The sequence below is a fragment of the Streptomyces sp. TLI_053 genome (genome assembly GCF_900105395.1).
GTDB lineage: Bacteria > Actinomycetota > Actinomycetes > Streptomycetales > Streptomycetaceae > Kitasatospora.
Window position 1 is genome coordinate 9,268,141 of sequence record NZ_LT629775.1, and the last position, 18,928, is coordinate 9,287,068.

The window sequence follows — 18,928 nt, forward strand, 5'->3', positions numbered from 1 at the left end:
CCTCACGGGAGCATGTGATTCGTGCCCGCCCCTGCTCGGGCCCGCCCCGCAGACGACACCGCCGGGGCGGGCCCTGACGGCGCCGCCCCGGCGGGGGATGGGGGATGGGGTGGAAGGGACGGAGGGGATGGAGGGGCGGCGCGGCCGGCCGGTCCGCTTCGACCGGCTCGGGCTCAGCCGACGTTCAGCGCGACGTCGTCGACCACGAAGCCGGTCTGGAGCGAGGAGTCCTCGGTGCCGGTGAACTTGATCGTCACCGTCTGCCCGGCGAAGGAGGTGAGGTCCAGCGTCCGCTGGGTGTAGCCGGCCGCCGCGTCCGCGTTGGAGTACGTCTTCAGTGTGGTGCTGTTGGCCTGGACGGTCAGCTTGTCGTAGGCGGTGGAGCCGGTCTCCGCGGTGTCGATGTGCAGCCAGAAGGTGAGCGAGACGGACTTGCAGCCGGCCGGGACGGAGACGGTCTGCGACATCGAGTCGGTGTGCGCCGAGCCGTAGCCGTTCATCCAGGACTTCCAGCTGCCCGAGTGGGCCGCCTCGGAGGCGCTGTTGTCGACCACGCCGCTGGAGGCGGTCCACGGGGCGGCCGAGCCGGTCTCGAAGCCGCCGTTGCCGATCAGCTGGGCGGCGGTGCAGCCGCCGGTCGGCGGGGTGGTGGTGCCGCCGCCGAGCAGGGCGGTGGTCAGGGCGTCGGCGACCGGGCTGCCCCAGCCGGTGACCTGGTCGTAGCCGGTCCGGGTGGAGAAGTCCTGGTTGGCACCGGTGGTGACGTCGTGGAAGGCGGAGGCGTAGCCGGCGCTGTTGGCGAGCGCGTACAGCCGCGGACTCGCCTCGCCGAGGACCGGCTGCCCGGCGGCCTTGGCCTTCTGGTTGAACTGGGCGGCGTAGCCGGACCACAGCGGGGCGGCCGCGCTGGTGCCGCCGTAGACCTGCCAGCCGCCGGCCGTGTAGACGGCGAAGCCGCTCTGCGGGTCGGCGTTGGAGGACACGTCCGGGACGGTGCGCATGGTGCCGTTGATCCCGGTGCCGGTCTGCCAGCCCGGCTTGGCGAACACGGTGGAGACGCCGCCGCCTGCGGTGCTCCAGGCGCTCTCCGAGGAGTAGGCGTTGCCGCCGGAGACCTTGAGGTTGGTGCCGCCGACACCGGTCTGGTGCGGGCTGGAGGCCGGGAAGTCGACCGCCTTGACGGTGGATCCGCTGGTGGAGCGGGTGCAGTCGCGGGAGCCGTCGTCGCCGGAGGCGGAGAAGACCGAGATGCCCTGGGCGGCGGCCTGCTTGAAGGCGTTGTCGACGGCGGTCATCGAGGCCGGGGTGGTGTCCGGCTCGCAGGAGCCCCACGAGATGGAGATGACCGAGGCCCGGTTGTCGGCCACGATCCTGTTGGCCATGTCGATCTCGCCCTGGTCGCTGTTGGGCGCCTCGTAGATCAGCTGGGTGGCCTTGGGCGCGGCGCCGCGGACGATCTCGCTGTCCAGCTCGACCTCGCCCTGGCCCTCGCCCGGCCGCGAGTCGTAGTTCGCGCCGTCGACCGACACGGTGGACACGGCCGGACCGGAGAGGCCGTACTGCGAGTCGTAGGTGCTCAGGTTGGACTTGCTGTAGCCGTCGAACTCCCACAGGGCCACGGTGACGCCGGTGCCGTCGGCGCCGGTCCGGTTGAGGTTGTAGGCACCGGTGTACTGGGCGGGGGACAGTCCGCCCGGGCTCGCGGCGACGGCGCCGGGAGCGGCTCCGGGGGCGGTCCCGGGGGCGGCGTCGGAGGCGGGCGAGCCCGGCTGGACCAGGTGGGTCCTGCGGACCGGGTGGTTGTCCAGACCGCTGACGCCCTGGACGGCAGCGGCCAGGTCGGACGGGACGGAGGCGGCCGCGTCGTTGGCGAAGAAGGACCGCTGGGTCCGCGGGTCGACGTAAGCGCTCTCGTGGGTGCCGAAGGCCTGCGAGACCTGGGCGGCGGTGCCGCGGGCGTTGACCACCTGGCGGTTGGCACTGACCTCGGTGACCGTCAGGCCCTGTGCGGTCAGGTAGGCCCTGACCTGGTCGACGGCGGCCGGGGCCGGTCCGAACCGGTCGGTGAACTGCTCCGGCGTCAGGTACCGGCCGAACTCCGGCGCACCGGGGGTGCCGACCGCGGTCAGGAAGCGCTCGAGCGCGTCGGCGTCGCGCAGCTTGAGGCTGACGGACACGGATATCTGCTGCTCCGCGGGGACGTCGCCCTTCTTCTCCGACTGGGCCACCGCCGGGTTGACGGTGTTCGGAAGGGTGACGCGCGGGGCGGCGTGGGGGGCTGCGGCCTGTGCGGTGGAGACGCCGAGCGAGACGGCGGTGAGCGGCAGCACGGCTATCGCCGCGGCGAGCGCGAGGGTACGGGGGCGCAAGGGATCCTCCTCCGGCCGGCTGTGGGGGCCGGCTAGGGGCCATCGCGTTCCGGGATCTGGAACGCTGGCTAGAACATGACAGAGGAGTTGATCGAATTGACTCATGGCCGAGCAATTCATTGCTAAAGAACAGTCAACTGTGTACATCGCAGCTGGCCGCAACTTATACGGTGAATGGCCGGACACGGCCACCTGCTCTCCCGCTCCCGGGCTCTCCCGTTCCCCCCCACCGGAGGTCGACGTGGCACTCCTGCCCGACATCACCGCCTACTACGACGGCGGCGACGAGGCCGGCCGCCTCACCTCCGGGCGCACCGTGGGCACGATCGAACTGATGCGGACCCAGGAGATCCTGCGCGTCCACCTGCCGCCCCCGCCCGCCTCCGTCCTGGACGTCGGCGGAGGGCCCGGTGTCCATGCCCGTCTGCTCGCCGACCGCGGTTACCGGGTGCTCGTGATCGACCCGGTGGAGCGGCACGTCCGGCAGGCCCGCGCCCTGGGGTTGGCGGCCGAGGTGGGCGACGCGCGCTCCCTCGACCGGGCGGACCGCTCGTTCGACGCGGTACTGCTGCTCGGCCCGCTCTACCACCTGCCGGAGGCCGCCGACCGCGACCGCGCCTGGCAGGAGGCCGCACGCGTCGTCCGACCCGGCGGCCCGGTCGCCGCGGCCGTGCTCAACCGCTATGCCAAGCTCCTCGACCCGCACTCGGAGGTGGCGCCGGACATCGCGGCCACCGGCCTCCGTGTCCGCCGGGACGGCCCGACCACCTACTACCACGACCCGTCCGAGCTCCCCGCCGAAGCCCACCGGGCGGGCCTGGAGGTCGTGTCGCTCCACGGGCTGCACGGACCGGCGTTCGAGGGGCTGCGGGCGGAGGAGCGCCGTACCGGGACGACGGACCTCGGCGGGCGGGCACTCGAATCCGCCCTCGCCGCCGCCCGGTTCGCCGACACCCGGCCGGAACTGCTGGTCCTCAGCCTCCACCTGCTCGCCGTCGCCCGCCGCCCGCGTGCGGTGGCACGGCCGAACGGCTGACCCCGGGGGGCCGGTGCGCCGGGTGCGGCGGTGCCGCGGCCAGGCTCGTCGCAGGCTCCCGGGCCCGGCGGGCCCGGGAGGAGACCACGGACGACAGGAGCACCAGATGCTGACTTCCACCCGGCTCCCGGGCGGGCTGAACTGGCTCGACCTGGGGACGCCCGACGTCGCCGCGGCCGCGGCCTTCTACCGCGGCCTGTTCGGCTGGGAGTTCGTCTCCGCCGGGCCGGAGGCCGGGGGGTACGGCTTCCTGCGGAAGGACGGCCGGACGGTGGCCGCCGTCGGGCCGCTGACCGAGGAGGGCGCGGGGTCCGCGTGGACGGTGTACTTCCGCACGACGGACGCCGATGCCACCACCAGGGCCGTCGAGGCGGCGGGCGGCGTCGTCCGCTTCCCGCCGGCGCAGGTGTTCACGGCCGGACGGACGGCCGGCTTCACGGATCCGACCGGCGCCGAGTTCGCCGTGTGGGAACCGGGCGACAGGGACGGCCTGGACCTCGTCGACGAGCCCGGCAGCGTGAGCTGGGTCGAGCTCTACACCACCGACGGTGCGGCGGCGAGGAGGTTCTACGGCAGCGTCCTGGCCTGGGAGGGCACGGACCGGCCGATGGGCGGGGGCATCGTCTACACCGTCGTCGGGCCGGCCGGCGGCGGGGGGACCGGCGGCGGGGGGACCGCGCACGGTGGCATCCTGCAGCTGCAGCAGATGCACCTGGACGCGGGATCGACGTCCGAGTGGCACCCCTACTTCGAGGTCGAGGACTGCGACGCCGCCCTGGCCCGGGCCCGGGAGCTGGGCGCCACCGTCATCATTCCCGCCATGGACGCCCCGGGCGTGGGCCGGCTGGCGATGTTCCTCGATCCGTTCGGGGCCCCGTTCGCCGTCCTCAGGAGCGCCGGCCGCTGACCCCGGGCCGCTGACCCTCCGTCCGCGCCGACCCCGGATCGTCGGCCCGGGACGGCCGACCCGTGCCCGCCCACTCCGGCCTGCCGGCCCGGCCCGGCAGGCCGGGGCGCCGGTGCCCTACGGGAGCGTGACGACATGCTCCCGGAGGAAGGCCCCGGCGTGGGCGGCGGCCTCCTCCTTCGTCGCGTACCGGGTGCCGTCCCCGGCGGCGCCGAGCGTCCCGTCCGCGCCCTCGGCCGTCCAGGACCAGCCGCCCGATCGTTGATCCTGCGTCAATTCGGCGTGTCCGCCGAACAGTTCGAGCGAAGGGCCGGTCCGCGCCGCAGTGGGGCGGGGGACCGCCTCCGGCCACTTCTTGCGCGCGCCCTGGCGGGTCATGCCCCAGGCCGCGCCCAGCTGCTCGTAGTTCGCGCCGTAGGAGCCGGCCGCCGCCGCCGCGAGCGCCGTCAGCCGCCTGACCTCCCCGTCGACCACCTTCCAGGCGGCGAGGACGGACAGCGTCACCTCGACCGGGTCGGCGTCCCACATCCGGGCGGTGGACAGCCCCGACCGGCGGGAGCGAACGGCCGTCGCGAGCGGGTCGAGGGCGCCGGTGAGGGCCTTGACCAGTTCGGCCCGCTCTTCGGGGGTGATCTCGATCGACGTCATGCGACAACTCTAGTTACCGAAATCTCAAACGACAACCTTTGTTACCGGCCGATCCGGGCGGACCGGTCCGGGAGTGCCCGGCGTCCGGCTGGGCGTCAGCTCGCCCGTGCCGGGCCCGGATCCGACGCCCGGGACGCCGTCGGGTCCGCCGATGGGTGGATCATGGGTGGGGCTTCGCGCGTCCGGCGGTGCGGCGGATGAGATGGTGGGGCGCCACGGGTGGGATCGGCCGCGCTTTTGTGTGCGGTGGATGCTCCGTGGGCCGGCAGGTGGCACGATGCGATGCCGGAAGCGACGCTCAAGGAGAAGACAGCACCATGGCAACCGACTACGACGCCCCGCGCGACACCGGCGACGAGGGACGCGACGACAGTATCGAGGCTCTGAAGAACAAGCGGGACGACAAGCAGAGCTCCTCGGTGGACGTGGAGCCCGAGGCCGTTGAGGGGCTCGAGCTGCCGGGTGCCGACCTGTCGGGCGAGGAGCTCACCGTGCGGGTCGTGCCGCTCCAGGCGGACGAGTTCACCTGTATGACCTGCTTCCTGGTCCACCACCGCGCGCAGCTCGCGGGCGAGGACAAGAACGGCCGGCCGATCTGCCGGGAGTGCGCGTCCTGACCGGGGCGTAGTGCCCGGGCCGGCCGGGACCCCCGGGTCGCGGCCGGCCCGGGTCCGGCCCGGGGCGGGTCCAGTCCGGGTCCGGCCCGGTTTCGGTCCGGGTCCGGCCCGGTTTCGGTCCGGGTCCGGCCCGGTTTCGGTCCGGGTTCGGCCCGGGGCGGGAGCCTCAGGCCAGGAAGCCCCGCAGCAGCGCGGCCGTCGCGGCGAGGTGTTCCTCGGTGGCGCGGCGGGCGGCGTCGCCGTCTCCGGTGAGGATGGCCCGGACCATGGCGCGGTGCTGTTCGGCGGCGTGCTCGATGTTCCGCTCCAGCATGGGGATGGCGTTGAGGAGGTCGTTGAGGCGCATTCTGGCCTCGGCGATGGCCGCGGCCAGGGTGGGGGAGCCGGTGAGTTCGCCGATGGCGAGGTGGAAGCGCGAGTCGAGCTGGCGGTACTGGTCCGGCGGGGCGTGCTCCAGCTCGTCGAGCCGGCTCTCCAGCCGGGCCCGCTGGTCGGTGGTGAGGGTGCGGCGGGCGGCGGCCTCGGCGGCGCCGGTCTCCAGGACCTGGCGGTAGGTCAGCGCGTCCTCCAGCGCGCCGCCGAGGTCGCGGGCGGCCCGGCGGAGGTCGGCGACGTCGGGCGCGGGCATCCGGTAGGTGACGAAGGTGCCGCCGTAGCGGCCGCGGCGGGGCTCGACGCAGCCGGCCTGCTGGAGGGTGCGCAGCGCCTCGCGCAGGGTCTCCCTGCTGACGCCCAGTCGTGCGGCGAGGTCCCGTTCGGCGGGCAGCCGGTCGCCGTGGCCGAAGACACCGAGCTTGATCGCCTGGAGCAGCCGTTCGACGGTCTCCTCGAAGGCGTTGCCGGTGCGGACCGGGCGGAAGATCGCACCGGCCTGCCAGTCGAGCCGTGCCTGCTCACGTGCTTGGTCCAGGTCCACGCCCGGAATCGTACCTACGGGCGGTCGTCGGACCTCGTTGCGTCCCGTTCTCGGTGTCGGCCCTTGACGCGGCCCCGGCTCAGCCGGAACGATGCTGCTCACCCACCCAATGGTCTGGTTCCAGACCATTGAAGAGCCGTCCGACCGTCGAACCCGCCCGGCCGGGTGGGCCACGCCGTCGTGGCCCTGCCCGCCCCGGCACACCCTCAACCCCCTGGGGTGCCCATGACCGACGCACGCTCACCCGACGCACGACCGACCGGTACCCACTCGACCGACCAGCATTCCCCCACCGTGTTTCCGGAAAGCACCACCCCCGTTTCCGACGACGAACAACGCCTCCGCGAGCTGGGCTACACCCAGGAACTGGCCCGCTCGATGTCCGGCTTCTCCAACTTCGCCGTCTCCTTCTCCATCGTCTCGGTCCTCTCCGGCTGCCTGACCCTCTACGGCACGGGCATGAGGACCGGAGGCCCGGCCCTGATCGTCTGGGGCTGGCCGGTGGTCGGCCTGTTCACCCTCTGCGTCGGGCTCGCCATGGCCGAGATCTGCTCCAGCTACCCCACGGCCGGCGGGCTCTACTACTGGGCCGCCAAGCTGAGCCGCAGCCGGGGCGCCGCCTGGAGCTGGTTCACCGGCTGGTTCAACTTCCTCGGCCAGGTCGCGGTCACCGCCGGCGTCGACTTCGGCGCCGCGTTCTTCACCAACGCCTTCCTCACACTGCGCTTCGGCATCGAGGCCAGCCCCGTGCACACCATCGAGATCTTCGCCGTCATCCTGCTGCTGCACGGCCTGCTCAACACCCGCGGCGTGCGCCTCGTCGCCCTCCTCAACAGCGTGTCCGTGTGGTGGCACCTGGTGGGCGTCGCGGTCATCGTCGGCGCCCTCGCGGTACTCCCCGACCAGCACGCCCCGGCGTCCTTCGTCCTCACCGAGTTCGTCAACGGCACCGGCTTCCGGAACCAGTTCTACGTGGCGATGATCGGCCTGCTGATGGCGCAGTACACCCTCACCGGGTACGACGCCTCCGCGCACATGACCGAGGAGACCCGCGACGCCGCCCGCTCCGGCCCCCGCGGCATCGTCAACGCCATCACCGTCTCCCTGGCGGCGGGCTGGGTCCTGCTGCTCGGCATCACCTTCGCGATCCGCGACTACGACGGCGCGCTCGACAGCGACACCGGCGTCCCGCCCGCCCAGATCTTCATCGACGCGATCGGCTCCGGCGGCGCCCAGTTCCTGCTGCTGGTCGTGATCGGCGCCCAGTTCTTCTGCGGAATGGCCTCCGTCACCGCCAACTCCCGCATGATCTACGCCTTCTCCCGGGACGGCGCGCTGCCCGGCTCCCGGCTGTGGCACCGCATCGACCCGCGCACCCAGACCCCGACCAACGCGGTCTGGCTGGCGACCGGCGGCGCCCTGCTGCTCGGCCTGCCCGCGCTCTGGAACACCACCGCCTACACCGCCGTGACCTCCATCTCCGTCATCGGCCTGTACATCTCCTACGTCATTCCGGTGTACCTGAGGCTGCGCCAGGGCGAGGACTTCACCCCCGGCCCCTGGAACCTGGGACGGTGGAGCCGGCCGATCGGCATCCTCGCGGTCGGCTGGACGGCGGTGATCACCGTGCTGTTCATGCTCCCCACCGCCTCCCCGATCACCGCCGAGAGCTTCAACTACACCCCCGTCGCCGTGGCCGTCGTGGTCGGCTTCGCCGGGGTGTGGTGGCTGGCCTCGGCCCGGCACTGGTTCACCGGACCCCACGTCCACGCCCTGCCGACCGGACCCGACGCGCACGACACCGAACTGGAGGTCCGATGACCAGCCCCCGGCTCACCCTCGACGAGCTGCGCACCCGCGTCGCCGACGGGACCGTCGACACCGTCGTGCTCGCCATGACCGACATGCAGGGCCGGCTCCAGGGCAAGCGCCTGGCCGCCGAGCACTTCCTCGCCGACGTGGTGCCAGGCGCCGCCGAGGGCTGCGGCTACCTGCTCGCCGTCGACATCGACATGAACACCGTCGACGGCTACGAGATCTCCTCCTGGGAGAACGGCTACGGCGACCTGACACTGCGCCCCGACCTCGCCACCCTGCGGACCGTGCCCTGGCACCCCGCCACCGTCATGGTCCAGTGCGACGTCCTCCACCACGACGGCACCCCGGTCGCCGTCTCCCCGCGGCAGATCCTGCAACGCCAGCTGGACCGCCTGGCCGGCCACGGCTGGCACGCCCAGGCCGCCACCGAGCTGGAGTTCATCGTCTTCCGGGACAGCTACGAACAGGCCTGGGACAAGGACTACGCCCGGCTCACCCCGGCCAACCAGTACAACGTGGACTACTCCGTGCTCGGCACCGGCCGGATCGAACCCCTGCTGCGCCGGATCCGCAACGAGATGGCCGGCGCGGGCCTGTCCGTCGAGTCCGCCAAGGGCGAGTGCAACCTCGGCCAGCACGAGATCGCCTTCAAGTACGCCGACGCCCTCACCACCTGCGACAACCACGCCGTCTACAAGACCGGAGCCAAGGAGATCGCCGCCCAGGAGGGCTGCAGCCTCACCTTCATGGCGAAGTACGACGAACGCGAGGGCAACTCCTGCCACATCCACCTCAGCCTGCGCGACGAGCGGGGCGCACCCGTGTTCGCCGGTGACCGGCCGCACGGCTTCTCCCGGACGATGGAGCACTTCCTCGCCGGGCAGCTCGCCTGCCTCGCCGACTTCGCCCTGCTGCTCGCCCCCACCGTCAACTCCTACAAGCGCTACGTGCCCGGCAGCTTCGCACCCACCGCCGTCGCCTGGGGCCGCGACAACCGCACCTGCGCCCTGCGGGTGGTGGGCCACGGGCCGTCGCTGCGGTTCGAGAACCGCGTCCCCGGCGGCGACGTCAACCCCTACCTCGCGGTCGCCGCGCTGATCGCGGCCGGACTGCACGGCATCGACCGGCAGCTCGAACTCGAACCGGAGTTCACCGGCAACGCCTACGCCTCCGACGCCCCCAGGGTGCCCGCCAACCTGCGGGACGCGGTCGACGCCTTCGAGCGCAGCGCCGTCGCCACCGAAGCCTTCGGCAAGGACGTCGTCCGGCACTACACCCACGCCGGACGCACCGAACTCGCCGCCTACGAACGCGCGGTGACCGACTGGGAGCGGCGCCGCGGATTCGAGCGGCTGTGACCGGCGCCGACCCGCGCCGGCCACTGATCGGCATCACCACCTACCAGGACGACGCGTCCTGGTCCGTCTGGCACCAGCGCGCCGCCCTGGTGCCCCAGACCTACGTCGACGCCGTCGTCCGCGCGGGCGGCACCCCGGTCCTGCTGCCGCCCCAGCCCGGCGGGGCCGGACACCTCCTCGACGCCCTGGACGGCCTCGTCCTCGCCGGCGGACCGGACCTCGACCCGGCCAGGTACGGAGCCGTGGCCGACCCGCGCACCGGCCCGCCCCACCACGCCCGCGACGACTGGGAGAGCACCCTGCTGCGCTCCGCGCTGGACCGCGGCCTCCCGCTGCTCGGCGTCTGCCGCGGCATGCAGCTGCTCAACGTCGAACTCGGCGGCACCCTGCGCCAGCACCTGCCCGATGGGAGCCACCAGAAGGTCCCCGCGCAGTTCGTCCGGCACCGGGTCGAGGTGGCCGACGGCAGCCGGCTCGCCACCGTCCTGGGGCCGGACGCCGAGGTCTCCTGCTACCACCACCAGGCCGTCGACCGGCTGGGAACCGGCCTGCGGCCCACCGCCCACGGCGCCGACGGCACCGTCGAGGCACTCGAACTCGACGGCCACCGCTTCGCGCTCGGCGTCCAGTGGCACCCGGAGACCGACCCCGACGACCCGCGCCTGTTCCGAGCCCTGACCGCCCAGGCCCTCACCACCGCCAGCCACCGGGAGACGAGCCCATGACCGAACCGGACCTCTTCGAGGTCGTCAACCCCGCCACCGAGGAGGTGATCACCACCGTCGAACTGGCCGGCCTCGCCGAGACCGACGCCGCCGTGGCCCGCGCCCGGGCCGCCTTCGACACCTGGCGCCGGGTGGCCCCCGCCGACCGGGCCCGGCTGCTGCGGGCCTTCGCCGCCGCCGTCGACGCCGACCGCGAACACCTCGCCGCCCTGGAGGTCGCCAACGCCGGCCACACCATCGGCAACGCGCGCTGGGAGGCCGGCAACGCCCGCGACGTCATCGACTACTACGCCGCCGCCCCGGAACGGCTGTTCGGCCGGCAGATCCCCGTCGCCGGCGGCGTCGACCTCACCTTCCAGGAACCGATCGGCGTGGTCGGCGTCATCGTGCCGTGGAACTTCCCGATGCCGATCGCCGCCTGGGCCCTGGCCCCGGCCCTCGCCGCCGGCAACACCGTCGTCCTCAAACCCGCCGAGCTCACGCCGCTCACCGCGCTGCGCCTCGGCGAACTCGCCCTCGCGGCCGGGATCCCGGACGGCGTGCTGCAGGTCCTGCCCGGCCGGGGCCCGGTCGTCGGACAGCGCTTCGTCACCCACCCGGACGTGCGCAAGGTCGTGTTCACCGGCTCGACCCGGGTCGGCAAGGAGATCATGGCGGGCTGCGCCGCCCAGGTGAAGCCGGTCACCCTCGAACTCGGCGGCAAGAGCGCCAACATCGTGTTCGCCGACGCAGACCTCGCCAAGGCCGCCGCGACCGCGCCCTACGCCGTCTTCGACAACGCCGGCCAGGACTGCTGCGCCCGGTCCAGGATCCTGGTCGAGGCCTCGGTGTTCGAGGACTTCATGGCGCTGCTGGAACCGGCCGTCCGCGGTGTGCGGGTGGGTGACCCGGCCGACGAGAAGACCGAGATGGGCCCGCTGATCTCCGCCGCCCACCGGGCGCGGGTCGCCTCCTACGTGCCGGACGACGCGGCCGTGGCGTTCCGCGGCGCCGCCCCCGACGGGCCCGGCTTCTGGTACCCGCCGACCGTTCTCGCCCCGGTGCGGCACGACGACCGCGCCTTCACCGAGGAGATCTTCGGCCCGGTGGTCGCGGTGGTGCCCTTCCGCGACGAGCAGGACGCCCTGCGCATCGCCAACGCCACCGAGTACGGGCTGTCCGGCTCCGTCTGGACCAGGGACGTCGGACGCGCGCTGCGGGTCGCCCGCGGCGTCGAGGCCGGCAACCTCTCCGTCAACTCGCACTCCTCGGTGCGCTACACCACGCCGTTCGGCGGTTTCAAGCAGTCCGGGCTCGGCCGCGAGCTCGGCCCGGACGCCCTCGACGCCTTCACCCAGACCAAGAACGTCTTCATCTCCACGGAGGAGTGATCAGCATGACCCAGCGACTCGACGGCCGGGTGGCCGTCATCACCGGCGCCGGCAGCGGCATCGGCCTCGCGACCGCCCGCCGGCTCGCCGCCGAGGGGGCCAAGGTGGTCTGCGCGGACCTCGACCCGGAGACCGGCGCCAAGGCGGCCAACGAGGTCGGCGGCCTGTTCGTCCAGGTCGACGTCACCGACGAGGACGCCGTCCGCGACCTCTTCCAGCGGGCCGTGGACGAGTACGGCCGGCTCGACATCGCCTTCAACAACGCGGGCATCTCCCCGCCGGACGACGACTCCATCCTGACCACCGGCCTGGACGCCTGGAAGCGGGTCCAGGAGGTCAACCTCACCAGCGTCTACCTGTGCTGCAAGTACGCGATCCCGCACATGCAGCGGCAGGGCAAGGGCTCGATCATCAACACCGCCTCCTTCGTCGCGGTGATGGGCGCGGCCACCTCGCAGATCTCCTACAGCGCCTCCAAGGGCGGGGTGCTGGCGATGTCCCGCGAGCTGGGCGTGCAGTTCGCCCGCGAGGGGATCCGGGTCAACGCGCTGTGCCCCGGCCCGGTGAACACCCCGCTGCTGCAGGAGCTGTTCGCCAAGGACCCGGAGCGCGCCGCCCGCCGTCTGGTGCACATCCCGCTCGGCCGCTTCGCCGAGCCCGAGGAGATCGCCGCCGCGGTGGCCTTCCTGGCCTCCGACGACTCCTCCTTCATGACCGCCAACACCTTCCTCGTGGACGGCGGCATCTCCGGCGCCTACGTCACCCCGCAGTAGGTCCGGCGCTCCGACGGCCCGGCCGCCCCGCACCGGGGGGCGGCCGGGCCGTCGTCGGCTACGGGACCGGGGTTGTCCGCTCCGGCTCCGCGGGTGCGGGTGAAGGATCAGGTGCGGGCGTGGCTGCGGTGGCGACGGCGGCCCCGGCGTCGAGGGCGCGGGTGTAGCGGCGCAGCAGCAGGACGGCGGTGGTGGCGAGGCCGACCAGCAGCCCGAGCCAGAGTCCGCGGGTCTCGCCCCCGAGCGGGTAGGCGAGCAGCCAGGCGGCGGGCAGGCCGACGGCCCAGTAGCCGATCAGGGTGATGCGGAAGCCGCTGCCGGTGTCGTCGAGCCCGCGCAGCAGTCCGACGCCGATGTTCTGGGCGCAGTCGAAGAACTGCAGCACGGCGACGACGGCCAGGAGTCCGGTCGCGATCCGCAGGCCCTGCTGGTCGGCGGCGGTTCCGGGGTCGAAGAAGGGCCGCAGGACGAGCCGGGGGGCGGTGAGGTAGACGATGCCGACGAGGGTGCTGACGGCGGCTCCGCAGGCCAGCGCGGTGTTCTTGATCCGGCGGGCGGCGGCGCGGTCGCCGAGCGCGAGTTCCCGGCTGACGTTGATGGACGCGGCGTGGGAGAGGCCGACGGCGACCTGGAAGACGATGTAGATCAGCTGGTTGACGGCGGTGTGGGCGGCGAGCGCGGCGGCGCCGAAGCTGCCGGCGAGCAGCGCCGTGACGGAGAAGAAGCCGGCCTCCGAGCCGTAGGTGGCGGCGATCGGGGTGCCGAGGCGGAGCAGGCGGCGCACGGTGGCGGCGTCGGCGCGCCAGAAGTCCAGGGTGAGCAGCGGCGCGAGTCCGGGGTCGCGCCGCGCGGAGGACCGGAGGGCGAGGAAGGAGAGCAGGTGGACGCTGCTGGTGGCGACGCCGACCCCGGTGAGGCCGAGTTCGGGCAGGCCCCAGGTCCCGTGGATGAACACCCAGTCGAGTCCGGCGTTGACGGCGACCGCGGCGACGGTGATGCGCAGCAGGGCCTGCGGGCGGCGCATGCCGACGGTGAACTGGCGGACGGCCTGGAACCAGAGGCAGGGCAGCAGGCCCGGGGCCAGTGCGGCGAGCATGCTCTGGGCGCGTTCGGCGACGGCCGCGTCCTGGCCCAGCCAGGTGGCGGCCTGGCCGACGAGGACCATGAGGACGGCGCCGGCGATCCCGGCGAGTGTCGCCACGGCCATCGCGGCCCGGACCAGGGCGCGGACCTCGTGGCCGTCGTCCGCCCCGGCGGCGGCGGGGCCGGTCGGGGCGGCGGGGCCGGTGCGTTCGCCGCGTTCGGCCCGCGCGGCGGCGGCCGCGACCTGGTTGCCGACGGAGGTGACCAGGCCGACGCCCATGGTCCGCAGTTGGTTGAAGACGACCAGGGCGAGGCCACCGGCCGCCAGGGCCTCGGTGCCGAGCACGCCCATCATGACGGTGTCGGTGGTGGTCAGGGCCACCTGGGCGAGCTGGGTGAGGGCGAGCGGGACGGCGAGCGCGGCGAGTGCGCGGCTGTCGCGGGCGAGGACTGCTGTCTGCTTCACGGTCGGTCCCAGTTCGTGCGGAGTTTGGTCAGCGTCTCGTCGATCGCGGCTTCGGCGGCCGGGTCGAGCAGGTCGCGGGCGGTCATCCAGTCGTCGTTGAAGACGGTGTCCATGTACTTCTCGCCGCCGTCGTTGACGAAGGCGACCATAACGGTGTCGGGCGCCTGCCGGCCCAGTCGGTGCAGGGCTTCGTGGACGACGCCGCCGGCGGAGCCGCCGATGAGCAGCCCGGTGCGGCGGGCGACGACCCGGGCGGTGGCGAAGGCCTCGATGTCGCCGACCTTGACGCCCTCGTCGATGAGGTCGTAGTCGACGAGCAGTCCGATACTGGCGCCCTCGGGGGTGCCGGTGCCGGACTGGTAGTAGTCGTGGGCGGGCGGGCCGAAGGCGATGGAGCCCTTGGGTTCGACGCCGACGACGGTGACGTCCGGGACGCTCCGGCGCAGCTCCCTGGCGGTGCCGCAGAGGCCGCCGCCGGTGCCGACCGCGCCGATCAGCACGTCGACCCGGTGGTCGAGGGCCTGGGCGATCTCGCGGCCGACGGCGTAGTAGCCGACCGCGTTGCTCGGGTTGTTGTGCTGCTCGGTGAAGAAGGTGTTGTCCTTGCCGCGGGCCATCTCCTCGGCGAGCTCCTCGCGTGCGGCGGTGTGGAGCTCCTCGCCGTCGGTGTCGGCGTCGACGTACACCAGCTCGGTGCCCATGGCCTTCATGCCGCGCAGCTTGTCGACGGCGGCGTGGTTGTCGACGACGGCGGTGAAGCGGTAGCCGCGTTCGGCGGCGACCACGGCGAGCCCGAGACCGGTGTTGCCGGAGGTGGACTCGACGATGTGGCCGCCCTCGCGCAGCTCGCCGCGTTCCTCGGCGTCGAGGACCATCTGACGGGCCATCCGGATCTTGGCGCTGCCGGTGGGGTTGAACATCTCCAGTTTGAGCAGCAGGCGGGCGCCGTTGTCGGCCCGGGCGAGCTCGAACAGCGGGGTGCGGCCGATGAGGTCGGAGATCCGGCTGACCACCGGGGGGCGGTGCAGGGCGTCGGTCATGGCGTGGCTCCGTGGGGCGGTGCGGACAGTACGGGTGGTGCGGCGGGTGGTGCGGGTGGCCCGGGACCGCCTCAGCGGTCCAGGCGCCAGCGGTACCGGGAGCCGTCTCCGGGGCGGTCGACGACGACCTTCGGCGGCAGCGGCAGTTCGTGGAACGGGGACTCGTTGGAGTCCATCTGGTAGCCCGCGGTGTTGGGGTAGACGAGCAGGTCGCCGACCCGGGGCCGGGCCGGGAACGGAACCTTGCGCCAGGTCAGCAGGTCGGAGTCGAGGCAGCTGGCCCCGCCGACGCAGGCGGGGTACGGCCCCTCCGCCGTCCCGGCGCCGGGGGCGGGCAGCAACCGCGGTTCGGGCAGGTACTCGCTGTTGAACCACTGCTCGGACAGGCTGAGGCTGGTGCCGTCGACGGTGACGATGCCGTACCCGGCGCGGTCCTTGACGCCCTGGACCCGGAAGACCGAGGAGCCGGCCCGGTCGAGCAGGGCGCGGCCGGGTTCCAGCAGCAGCGTCACCCCGGCCTGCCGCAGCCGTTCGGCGAGGGCGGGCCCGGTGCCACCGGGGCTCCCGGCGAGCACGGCGCGCAGCGCGTCGGCGCCGGCGACGGGGGAGTGGTAGGGGTAGAAGTCGCCGGTGCCGAAGGCCTTGTCGGCGTGGTAGTGCCCGGGGCGCTGCTCGGCGAGGAAGCTCTCCCAGGCGGCGGCGTCGACGTAGTCGACGGCGAAGCCGCCGCCGATGCTGATCCGGTCCGCCGGCAGGCCCAGGGTCCGGGCCTTCAGGCACAGTTCGACCAGCTCCCCGGCGAGGTCGGTGCGCGGCCGGGTGTCGTAGCCGGACAGGTGGAAGCTGAAGCCCTCCATCCGGACCAGGTCGCCCGCGTCGGCGCAGTCCCGCAGCGCCCGGTCGAGCTGTGCCTCGTCGAGGCCGAAGCGGCTGCGGGGCTGGTTCGGCGGGTGGCGGCGCAGCAGGACCCGGGCCGGGCGGCCGGCGCCGAGGTCGAGCAGCCGCCGGAGTTCGTCGGGGGCGTCGACGGCGATCAGCGATCCCTGCCGGACGGCGACGCGCAGCAGGTGCCCGGACTTGGCGGGGCCGGTCACGACGAGGTCCTCGCCGCGCACGCCGTGGCCGAGGGCGTCGCGCAGTTCGCCGAGGGAGGCGACGTCCACGCCGGCGCCGGCCTCGGCGCAGCGTTCGACGAACACGGAGGCCTTGTTGGCCTTCTTCGCGTAGTACACGTGGCCGTCCACACCGGTGTCGGCCAGGGCGGCGCGGAACGCGGCGAGGTTGGCGTCGAAGCGTTCGGGCAGCAGGTAGTGGAACGGGCCGTCGAGGCCGTGGGCGAGTTCGTGGAGCAGGCCGCTCGCGTGCAGGCCGTCGGCCAGCGGGTCGGGGTGGGCGGGCAGGGTGAGCGGGTCTTGGCGGGCGGGCAGGGTCAGCGCCACAGGGCCACCTCGGTCCCGAGCCCCTGGGCGGTCGCGAGCTGGGCGAAGCGGTGGCCCAGCGCGATGTCGGTGACGACGAGTCCGCTGTTGTAGGCGAAGATCCGCTGGTCGGGCGCGGTGCGGGCGGTGGCGGCCCCGGAGATCGCGGCGGGGAGTTCCAGGTCGACGGCCGGGAACTTCCCGTCTGCGTCGGCCATGTCGGTGCCGGTGACGCGCATCTGGGCCTCGCTGGTGGCGATCACCCGGTCCGCTCGGTGCAGGGTGGAGGGGGCGAGACCGTGGCCGACCAGGATCGCCGTCGCGCCGGGCTTGAGCTGCTCGGCCTCGACGGCGGCGGTGGTGTGGCCACCGGCGGTGGCGACGACGAGGTCGGCGTCGCGGGCGGCCGCCGCGAGGTCGGTGACCAGCTCGATCTCGCGGCCGGGGAAGTGCCGGTCGAGTTCGGCGCGGACGGCGGCGATGCCGTCGGGGTGGGTGCCGGACAGCAGGAGGCGCTCCAGCCCGGGGAGGGTGGTGAGCAGGAACGGCAGTGCCAGCCGGCCCTGGGTGCCGGTGCCGATCACCAGCGCGGTGGAGGCGCCGGGCGCGGCGCACTCGCGGGCCAGCAGGGCGGAGACGGCCGGGGTGCGCAGGGAGCCGATCCGCGAGCAGTCCATCATGGCGACCGGCAGGCCGGTGACGTCGTCGTAGATGGTCAGCGTCGTGTAGTAGTGCTGGTTCTCGCGGCTCTCGTGCAGGCCGTGCTTGTACGAGGTCTTGACCGCGACGACGTTGCGGACGCCGTCGCGTCCGAGCATGGCGTAGGAGACGGAGTGGCCGTCGGCGGGTTTGACGGTCAGTTTGCGGGGGTTGTCGGACTGCCCGGCGGCGAGGGTGCGGTAGGCCTGTTCGACGGTGTCGACGACGTCGGCGAGGGTGATGTCCAGGCCGGCGAGGTCACTGGTGGACAGTACGCGCAGGGTGGTGTCGTCGCGGTCCATGGGTGTGGCCTTTCGGAGGGCGGAGGGCGGAGGGCGGAGGGCGGAGGGCGGAGGCGGAGGCGGAAGGGCGGAGGCGTCGCGCCGGCGGTTCAGGAGGCCCAGGCGGTGAGGGCGGCCTGGCCGTAGCCGTGTTCGTCGTGCTCGGCGAGCGGGCGGGTGGGGCGGTCCTCGACCCGGACCGAGGCACGCTTGAGCCAGCGGTCGGTACCGTCGTAGCGGGCCCGGAAGGGGACCCGGCCGTGGACGACGGTGTCGTTGTCGACGACCAGGATGTCGCCGGGCTCCAGGCTGACCGCGACCGAGACCCGGGCCAGCTCCCGGCCGAGGCGCTCGTAGGCCTCCTGCCACACCGGGTCGGTCTCCTCCAGCGGGGTGTAGGCGGGGTCGTAGCGCATGGTCAGGCCCTCGGGGCTGTCGAAGAGGGTGGGCACCGGGGCGGGGCGGCCGCCGAACCGCTGGGCCTGCTCGTAGGCGTCGTCGGGCAGGATCGGCGCGACGGGCCGCTTCAGCAGGTCCAGGTCGGCCGGGTCGAGCCCGGTCAGGCGCACGCTCGCGGCGGTGGTGGCGATGCCGTCGTGGTTGCGCATGCAGCACAGCAGCAGCAGGTGGGCGCGGCCGGGGTGGAAGGCGTCCTCGGTGTGCGGGGTGAGCAGCACGGAGCTGGACGCGCCGGTCTGCTCGCTCTCGTGTCCCGGCGAGGGCACGATGTTGTGCACGAACCGCCCTTCCTGCTGGCCGTCCCAGGCGATGGGGGTGCCCATCAGGGTGGAGACGAGCAGCAGGGCGACGTCCCAGCGGGCGCCGGCGTCGGCGACGGTGGACCAGTGTCCCGGGGTCGGTCCGAGTTCGGTGTCGTCGAGGTCCAGGCCGCGCAGGACGAACAGGCCGTCGGCGGTGTCGACCGGACGCAGCAGGTGGCGCAGCGGCGCGCTCAGCCGGGCGCACTCGGCGGGCAGGTCGGCGAGCAGGGCGGGGCTGGTGGCGGAGCCGTGGCGGGCCAGCAGCTTCGCGGCGGCGGAGGTGAGTTCCGCGGCGGTGACGGGGTCGAGACGGCGTACCGGGGCAGGGCAGGTGGGCACGGCGGACCTTCCGGGGACGGGAGAGAGAAGTGGCGCGGGCATGTGGCATCACCGCGCCGGCGTGGGGCGGCGGCGGGAGCTGCACATGACGTGAGGGGGTGGGTCCGGGGGCGGCTGGAACGGCCGGACGACAGGAAACGTAACAACGACTTCGAGGTAAGGCAAGCCTTACCCGGCTTCTTGTCTACATTTACGTAGACTCAGTTTTCGGCCCCGGCGCGGCCGGCACACGTGCCCAACTGGCCTGCTCAGAAAGCCTGTTGATGCGCCCAGGGGGCACGGTGCGGGGGGTGGTGCGCCCCGT

16 protein-coding genes are annotated in these 18,928 nt (G+C 73.3%); 8 read left to right on the forward strand and 8 right to left on the reverse strand.

Translation table 11 applies throughout. From position 1 onward, the window contains the following. Nucleotides 1-173 precede the first annotated feature (173 nt). Nucleotides 174-2,369, reverse strand: coding sequence for a protease pro-enzyme activation domain-containing protein (locus BLU95_RS38475; protein WP_159425199.1), 2,196 nt, complete (start codon nucleotides 2,367-2,369; stop codon nucleotides 174-176). A 241-nt stretch (nucleotides 2,370-2,610) separates the two neighbouring features. Between BLU95_RS38475 and BLU95_RS38480 the strand changes: the two genes are divergently transcribed. Both BLU95_RS38480 and BLU95_RS38485 read left to right on the forward strand, forming a co-directional pair. Beyond that, a complete protein-coding gene (locus BLU95_RS38480) occupies nucleotides 2,611-3,405 on the forward strand; it encodes a class I SAM-dependent methyltransferase (protein ID WP_231978109.1) in 795 nt (264 codons plus the stop codon). Nucleotides 3,406-3,511: 106 nt separating this feature from the next. Continuing rightward, entirely contained in the window at nucleotides 3,512-4,312 is an 801-nt protein-coding gene (locus BLU95_RS38485; RefSeq protein WP_093864095.1) for a VOC family protein, read from the forward strand. Between the two features lie 117 nt (nucleotides 4,313-4,429). Here the strand turns inward: BLU95_RS38485 and BLU95_RS38490 are convergent, their stop codons facing one another. After that, nucleotides 4,430-4,960, reverse strand: coding sequence for a hypothetical protein (locus BLU95_RS38490; protein WP_093864096.1), 531 nt, complete (start codon nucleotides 4,958-4,960; stop codon nucleotides 4,430-4,432). Between the two features lie 317 nt (nucleotides 4,961-5,277). Between BLU95_RS38490 and BLU95_RS38495 the strand changes: the two genes are divergently transcribed. Then, complete coding sequence (locus tag BLU95_RS38495) at nucleotides 5,278-5,577, forward strand: DUF4193 domain-containing protein (protein WP_030395238.1); 300 nt, start codon at nucleotides 5,278-5,280, stop codon at nucleotides 5,575-5,577. 166 nt (nucleotides 5,578-5,743) lie between these two features. Here the strand turns inward: BLU95_RS38495 and BLU95_RS38500 are convergent, their stop codons facing one another. Further along, the gene (locus BLU95_RS38500) at nucleotides 5,744-6,493 is read right to left on the reverse strand and encodes a FadR/GntR family transcriptional regulator (RefSeq protein WP_231978110.1); all 750 of its coding nucleotides are present in this window, start codon (nucleotides 6,491-6,493) and stop codon (nucleotides 5,744-5,746) included. A 225-nt stretch (nucleotides 6,494-6,718) separates the two neighbouring features. On the opposite strand from BLU95_RS38500, the gene BLU95_RS38505 reads away from it, so the two are divergent. The 5 genes from BLU95_RS38505 to BLU95_RS38525 are packed head-to-tail and all read left to right on the forward strand — an operon-like array spanning nucleotide 6,719 to nucleotide 12,537. After that, nucleotides 6,719-8,314, forward strand: coding sequence for an amino acid permease (locus tag BLU95_RS38505; RefSeq protein WP_400753873.1), 1,596 nt, complete (start codon nucleotides 6,719-6,721; stop codon nucleotides 8,312-8,314). Further along, nucleotides 8,311-9,669 carry a glutamine synthetase family protein gene (locus tag BLU95_RS38510; RefSeq protein WP_093864098.1) on the forward strand — a complete coding sequence of 453 codons (1,359 nt, stop codon included), beginning with the start codon at nucleotides 8,311-8,313 and terminating at the stop codon, nucleotides 9,667-9,669. Before BLU95_RS38505 ends, BLU95_RS38510 begins: the two co-directional genes overlap by 4 nt. Further along, nucleotides 9,666-10,394: a gamma-glutamyl-gamma-aminobutyrate hydrolase family protein gene (locus BLU95_RS38515; RefSeq protein ID WP_093864099.1), complete on the forward strand. Its 729-nt coding sequence runs from the start codon at nucleotides 9,666-9,668 to the stop codon at nucleotides 10,392-10,394. Before BLU95_RS38510 ends, BLU95_RS38515 begins: the two co-directional genes overlap by 4 nt. Continuing rightward, a complete protein-coding gene (locus BLU95_RS38520; RefSeq protein WP_093864100.1) occupies nucleotides 10,391-11,764 on the forward strand; it encodes an aldehyde dehydrogenase family protein in 1,374 nt (457 codons plus the stop codon). The genes BLU95_RS38515 and BLU95_RS38520 overlap by 4 nt, the downstream gene beginning before the upstream one ends. A 5-nt stretch (nucleotides 11,765-11,769) precedes the next feature. Then, the gene (locus BLU95_RS38525) at nucleotides 11,770-12,537 is read left to right on the forward strand and encodes a 3-oxoacyl-ACP reductase (protein ID WP_093864101.1); all 768 of its coding nucleotides are present in this window, start codon (nucleotides 11,770-11,772) and stop codon (nucleotides 12,535-12,537) included. A gap of 58 nt (nucleotides 12,538-12,595) precedes the next feature. On the opposite strand, the gene BLU95_RS38530 is transcribed toward BLU95_RS38525, so the two are convergent. The 5 genes from BLU95_RS38530 to BLU95_RS38550 all read right to left on the reverse strand — a co-directional run bounded on the left by BLU95_RS38530 (nucleotide 12,596) and on the right by BLU95_RS38550 (nucleotide 18,624). Beyond that, entirely contained in the window at nucleotides 12,596-14,086 is a 1,491-nt protein-coding gene (locus BLU95_RS38530) for an MATE family efflux transporter (protein ID WP_173862204.1), read from the reverse strand. Further along, nucleotides 14,083-15,126: a cysteine synthase family protein gene (locus BLU95_RS38535; protein WP_093864103.1), complete on the reverse strand. Its 1,044-nt coding sequence runs from the start codon at nucleotides 15,124-15,126 to the stop codon at nucleotides 14,083-14,085. Before BLU95_RS38535 ends, BLU95_RS38530 begins: the two co-directional genes overlap by 4 nt. Nucleotides 15,127-15,197: 71 nt before the next feature. Further along, nucleotides 15,198-16,565 carry a Y4yA family PLP-dependent enzyme gene (locus BLU95_RS38540; protein WP_093864104.1) on the reverse strand — a complete coding sequence of 456 codons (1,368 nt, stop codon included), beginning with the start codon at nucleotides 16,563-16,565 and terminating at the stop codon, nucleotides 15,198-15,200. After that, on the reverse strand, nucleotides 16,556-17,545 hold the full coding sequence (locus tag BLU95_RS38545; RefSeq protein WP_093864105.1) for an ornithine cyclodeaminase: 990 nt from the start codon (nucleotides 17,543-17,545) through the stop codon (nucleotides 16,556-16,558). Before BLU95_RS38545 ends, BLU95_RS38540 begins: the two co-directional genes overlap by 10 nt. An 89-nt stretch (nucleotides 17,546-17,634) precedes the next feature. Continuing rightward, on the reverse strand, nucleotides 17,635-18,624 hold the full coding sequence (locus BLU95_RS38550) for a TauD/TfdA family dioxygenase (RefSeq protein WP_093864106.1): 990 nt from the start codon (nucleotides 18,622-18,624) through the stop codon (nucleotides 17,635-17,637). Nucleotides 18,625-18,928 lie beyond the last annotated feature (304 nt).

What these genes read in the sequence shown, in the direction of transcription:
- BLU95_RS38485 (WP_093864095.1), top strand. Translation starts at nt 3,512, where the DNA reads ATGCTGACTTCCACCCGGCTCCCGGGCGGGCTGAACTGGCTCGACCTG.
- BLU95_RS38490 (WP_093864096.1), bottom strand. Translation starts at nt 4,960, where the DNA reads ATGACGTCGATCGAGATCACCCCCGAAGAGCGGGCCGAACTGGTCAAG.
- BLU95_RS38495 (WP_030395238.1), top strand. Translation starts at nt 5,278, where the DNA reads ATGGCAACCGACTACGACGCCCCGCGCGACACCGGCGACGAGGGACGC.
- BLU95_RS38505 (WP_400753873.1), top strand. Translation starts at nt 6,719, where the DNA reads ATGACCGACGCACGCTCACCCGACGCACGACCGACCGGTACCCACTCG.
- BLU95_RS38510 (WP_093864098.1), top strand. Translation starts at nt 8,311, where the DNA reads ATGACCAGCCCCCGGCTCACCCTCGACGAGCTGCGCACCCGCGTCGCC.
- BLU95_RS38520 (WP_093864100.1), top strand. Translation starts at nt 10,391, where the DNA reads ATGACCGAACCGGACCTCTTCGAGGTCGTCAACCCCGCCACCGAGGAG.
- BLU95_RS38525 (WP_093864101.1), top strand. Translation starts at nt 11,770, where the DNA reads ATGACCCAGCGACTCGACGGCCGGGTGGCCGTCATCACCGGCGCCGGC.
- BLU95_RS38535 (WP_093864103.1), bottom strand. Translation starts at nt 15,126, where the DNA reads ATGACCGACGCCCTGCACCGCCCCCCGGTGGTCAGCCGGATCTCCGAC.
- BLU95_RS38545 (WP_093864105.1), bottom strand. Translation starts at nt 17,545, where the DNA reads ATGGACCGCGACGACACCACCCTGCGCGTACTGTCCACCAGTGACCTC.